The following is a 4037-nucleotide window of genomic DNA, read 5'->3' on the forward strand; positions in this document are numbered from 1 at the left end:
CGCCGGGCACGGCGCGGATCAGGGCGCGGGCGCCGTCGACCACGACGGCGTCCCGCAACCGGCCCTCGCAGCAGCGCACTTCGAAGCGGCTGCCGCCCGCCGCGCCGAGCCGGGCCAGCGAGCCGTCCGCGACCTCGGTGACACACAGGACCCGCACCCGCGGGCCCGGCGGCACCTCGGTGAGCATGTCCTTCACGGTGGTGCTGAACTCGTCGGCGGAGGTCAGGGCGACGCACACCGTGTGCCGTGCCTCGCCGAGCAGCTCGGACAGCGTCTCGTGCGCCGGGTCTACCACCACACCGGTCACCGTCGGGGCACCTCCGGCCGCAGGGTACGAATGGGTCGTGCCTGACTCTACCGGGACCATACGGGGCTCAAGTCACCTGATTTGTGCGGGACTTGGCACACCTCGTCCCAGTGCACCGTCCGGTCGCACCAGCGGTCCAGCAGCACCTGGTCGTGGCCCACGGCCAGCAGGCCCGCGCCCGTCTCCTCGCGGTACTTCTCGACCACCGCGACCAGCGCCGCCGTGGTCGACGCGTCCAGCATGGCCGTCATCTCGTCGCACACGAGCCAGCGCGGGCGCAGCACCAACGCCCGGGCCAGGCAGGCGCGTTGCAGCTGGCCGTCGCTGACCTCGTGCGGGCGCCGGGTGAGCAGGTCGGGTGTCAGGCCCACCGTGTCGGCGAGCTCGGCCACCCGGTCCGGGGCCTGGTCGCGCCGGCCGGTGGCCCGCAGCGGCTCGGCGATCAGGTCGGCGAGGCGCAGCCGGGGGTCGGCGGAGAGGCGGGGCTGCTGGAAGACGACGCCGAAGGCGGTGCGCAGTTCGCGTGGGGCGCGGTGCCGCCAGCGGCGGACCGGGGTGCCGTCGAGGAGGAGCGTGCCGGCGTCGGGGCGGTGCAGGAGCGCCGCGACGCGGGCGAGCGTGGACTTGCCGCAGCCGCTGGGGCCGAGCAGACCCAGCGCCTCGCCGGGGGCCAGGGTCAGGGAGGCGTCCCGGACGACGGGGGCCCGGCGGTCGTATCCGGCGGTGATGGCGCGCAGTTCAAGCACGGGCGTTCTCCGGGGTGGCGGCCGGGGCGACCGGGACCGGGTGGTGACAGGCGACGGATCCGGTCAGGGGCTGCTGGTCACCGCGTGAGTTGACGGATCCGGTCACAGGCTGGCGGTCCCCGGACGCGTCAACAGTCAGCGGGGGCACGTCACCGGACGCATCAACAGTCAGCGGCGGAAGTGCGCCGCACGCGGCGTCCGCTCGTTCGCAACGGGCCGCGAAGGCACACCCCTCGGGCAGGTCGCCCAGTTCCGGAGGCATGCCGGGGATCGGGGTGAAGGCCCGGTCGGGGAGGGCGTCCAGCAGGCCCCTGCTGTAGGGGTGGCGGGGACCGGACGGGCCGAAGAAGGTCTCGGCGTCGGCGAGTTCGACGATGCGGCCCGCGTACATCACGGCCACGCGGTCGGCGATGCGCTCGGCAGCCGCCAGGTCATGGGTGATCATCAGCAGCGCACGGTCCCCGTCGGCGTCGACATGGCGGCGCAGTTCGTCGACGGTGCGGTCCACCAGGTCGCGGTCGAGGCCGGTGGTGGGTTCGTCGGCGAGCAGCAAGGGCGCGTCACCGACCAGCGCGAGGGCGGTGGCGGCGCGCTGCGCGAGGCCGCCGGAGAGCTCGTGCGGGTGGCGGTCGAGGTGGTCCGGCGGGAACGCGGCCCGCCGCGCGGCCTCCTCGGCGGCCTCGCGCAGGCCGGATCGGCCGCGTACGCCGGTGAGTTCGGCGACCGTCTCCTCCAGCTGGGAGCGGATGGTCCGCACGGGCGTGAGGTGCGCGGCCGGGCTCTGCGGGATCAGGCCGATCCGGCGGCCCCGTACCGTGCGGGCCAGGGTCCGCTCGTCGGCGGTGAGCAGGTCGAGGTCGGCCGGGCCTTGATCCGCAGCAGACCCCAGCCGCGCACTGCCCGCCGTCTCGGCGTTGGCCGGGAGCAGCCCGAGCAGCGCGGAGGCGAGCACGGACTTGCCGCAGCCGCTCTCCCCGATCAGCGCGAGGCACTCCCCCGGCGCCACGTCGAAGTGCGCGTCGGTGACGGCGGCGATCCGCCGCCCGCCCGGCATCAGGAACCGCACCGACAGGTCACGCACCGCCAGCACGGGAGAACGCCCGCTCACAGCATCAGCTCCGATCGTCGCCGGGGATTGATCCGCTCCCGCCAGACACCCGCGAGTCCGGCGATCGCCAGGGTCGGGACGATGAGGAACAGGCCGGGGAACAGCGTCGGCCACCAGTCGCCCGCGAGCAGCGAGCCGCGCGCGGTCTGGATCAGCGTGCCGAGGCTGGCGGTGTGGGTGGGCAGGCCGAGCCCGAGGAAGGACAGCGCCGATTCGTGCCACATGGCGTGCGGCACCATCAGGACGGCGGCGAGGCCCGCCTGCGGCAGCACCCCGGGCAGCAGATGCCGTACGGCCACCCGCCACCTCGACGCACCGCCCGAGACCGCCGCGTCGATGTACGGGCGGGAGCGCAGCGACAGGACCTCGGCGCGGACGATACGGGCGGTGGACAGCCAGTGAGTCAGGGCGACGGAGATCACCACGGGCCAGACGCCGGGCCGGAACATGGCGACGATGAAGATGCCGAGCAGCAGGTGCGGCACGGACGACACGGTGTCGACCAGCCGCATGACGGCGCGGTCGACCCAGCCGCCCAGCGCTCCGGCGGTGGCGCCGACCGCGGTGCCGATCACCGTGGCCGTGAGCGCCGCCACCACGCCGACCAGCAGCGACACCCGCAGTCCGTAGACGCAGCGCAGCAGCAGGTCCCGGCCGACGTCGTCCGTGCCGAAGGGGTGGTCCCAGCTCGGCGGGAGGAGCTTCGCGGACAGGTCGACGGCCTGCTGGTCGAGTTGGACGAAGGGCGGGACGAGCAGCACCGCGAGGACGGTCAGGCCGACGAGCGCCGCGGAGGTGCGCAGGCGCAGCGTGTGCGTGGAGCGGCGAGCGGTGCCGTGCCCCCGCCACACGGTCTTCTCGACGGTGGTGTCAGCCATGGCGATCACATCTCACTGAGCTTCACCCTCGGGTCGATCAGTCCGTACAGCAGGTCGGCGAGCAGGTTCCCGGCGAGGACGGCGGCGGTGGCGAGGGTCGTCAGCGCGGCCAGCAGCGGGAAGTCGACGGCGGTGGCCGCCTCCACGGTGGCCGCCGCGATGCCGGGCCAGCTGAAGACGGTCTCCACCAGCAGGGCGCCCGTGATGAGTTCGGGGACGCGGGAGCCGATGAGGGTGAGTACCGGCAGCAGTCCGGAGCGCAGGGCGTGCCCGAGCAGCACGGTGCGCTCGCCGATGCCCCGCGCCCGTGCGCCGCGCACCGGGTCCTCGGCGAGCGCGTCGCCGACGCCCTGACGGACGTACAGCGTGAACCAGGGCAGTTGGGAGACGGCGAGGACACCGGCGGGGAGGATCAGATGGCTCGCCACCTGTCCCGCCGAGACGTGGTCGCTGCCCGTGTCGGTGAGTCCGCCGGCCGGCAGCACGTCCAGCTTCAGGGCGAACACCCACACCGCGAGCAGCGCGATCCAGAAGACCGGCGCGGCCTCCAGCGCGTACGCCAGCGAGGTCACCGTACGGTCGACCAGCGAGCCCGGCCGGCGGGCGGCGAGGACGCCGAGCAGCGTGCCGAGCAGTACGGCGAGGGCGAAGGCGACGGCGCACAGCAGCGTCGACCACACCAGCCGTTCGCCGATCACCTCGGCCACCGGCTGCCGCATCACGCTGGACTGGCCGAAGTCGCCGCCGAGCGCGAAGGTCAGCCAGTCCCACCAGCGGGCGGTGAACGGCCGGTCCACGCCGAGGTTCTCCCGCAGCCGGTCCAGGGTCTCCTGGTCGGCGCCGAGCGCGGCGGTGCCCGCGTACGCCCGCACCGGGTCGAACGGGGAGGCCGCGGCGATGGCGAACACGCCGAAGGTGACGACGAGGAGGACCGGCACGGCGAGCAGCGCCCGCCGGGCCACGAGCCGGGCCATCGGCCCCCAGGGCAGCCGCGCCGC

General features: G+C 74.4%; 4 protein-coding genes and 1 pseudogene. All 5 read right to left on the reverse strand.

Going from position 1 to position 4037, the window contains the following annotated elements; translation table 11 throughout:
* Positions 1 to 307: pseudogene (locus N4P33_RS33440) on the reverse strand (DNA-binding response regulator); the annotation flags it as partial.
* 47 nt (positions 308 to 354) lie between these two features.
* The gene (locus N4P33_RS33445) at positions 355 to 1053 is read right to left on the reverse strand and encodes an ABC transporter ATP-binding protein (protein ID WP_260830688.1); all 699 of its coding nucleotides are present in this window, start codon (positions 1051 to 1053) and stop codon (positions 355 to 357) included.
* On the reverse strand, positions 1046 to 2107 hold the full coding sequence (locus tag N4P33_RS33450; protein ID WP_260830690.1) for an ABC transporter ATP-binding protein: 1062 nt from the start codon (positions 2105 to 2107) through the stop codon (positions 1046 to 1048). The genes N4P33_RS33445 and N4P33_RS33450 overlap by 8 nt, the downstream gene beginning before the upstream one ends.
* Positions 2108 to 2157: 50 nt before the next feature.
* Positions 2158 to 3039 carry an ABC transporter permease gene (locus N4P33_RS33455; RefSeq protein WP_260830689.1) on the reverse strand — a complete coding sequence of 294 codons (882 nt, stop codon included), beginning with the start codon at positions 3037 to 3039 and terminating at the stop codon, positions 2158 to 2160.
* A gap of 5 nt (positions 3040 to 3044) precedes the next feature.
* Positions 3045 to 4028: an ABC transporter permease gene (locus N4P33_RS33460; protein ID WP_399030598.1), complete on the reverse strand. Its 984-nt coding sequence runs from the start codon at positions 4026 to 4028 to the stop codon at positions 3045 to 3047.
* Between the last annotated feature and the right edge of the window lie 9 nt (positions 4029 to 4037).

Origin of the sequence: Streptomyces sp. 15-116A (assembly GCF_025290915.1) — a bacterium.
In the GTDB taxonomy this organism is placed as follows: domain Bacteria; phylum Actinomycetota; class Actinomycetes; order Streptomycetales; family Streptomycetaceae; genus Streptomyces.

Bases quoted from the DNA above. Each gene is read 5' to 3' on its own strand.
- N4P33_RS33450 (WP_260830690.1), bottom strand. From the start codon at position 2,107: ATGCCGGGCGGGCGGCGGATCGCCGCCGTCACCGACGCGCACTTCGAC.
- N4P33_RS33455 (WP_260830689.1), bottom strand. From the start codon at position 3,039: ATGGCTGACACCACCGTCGAGAAGACCGTGTGGCGGGGGCACGGCACC.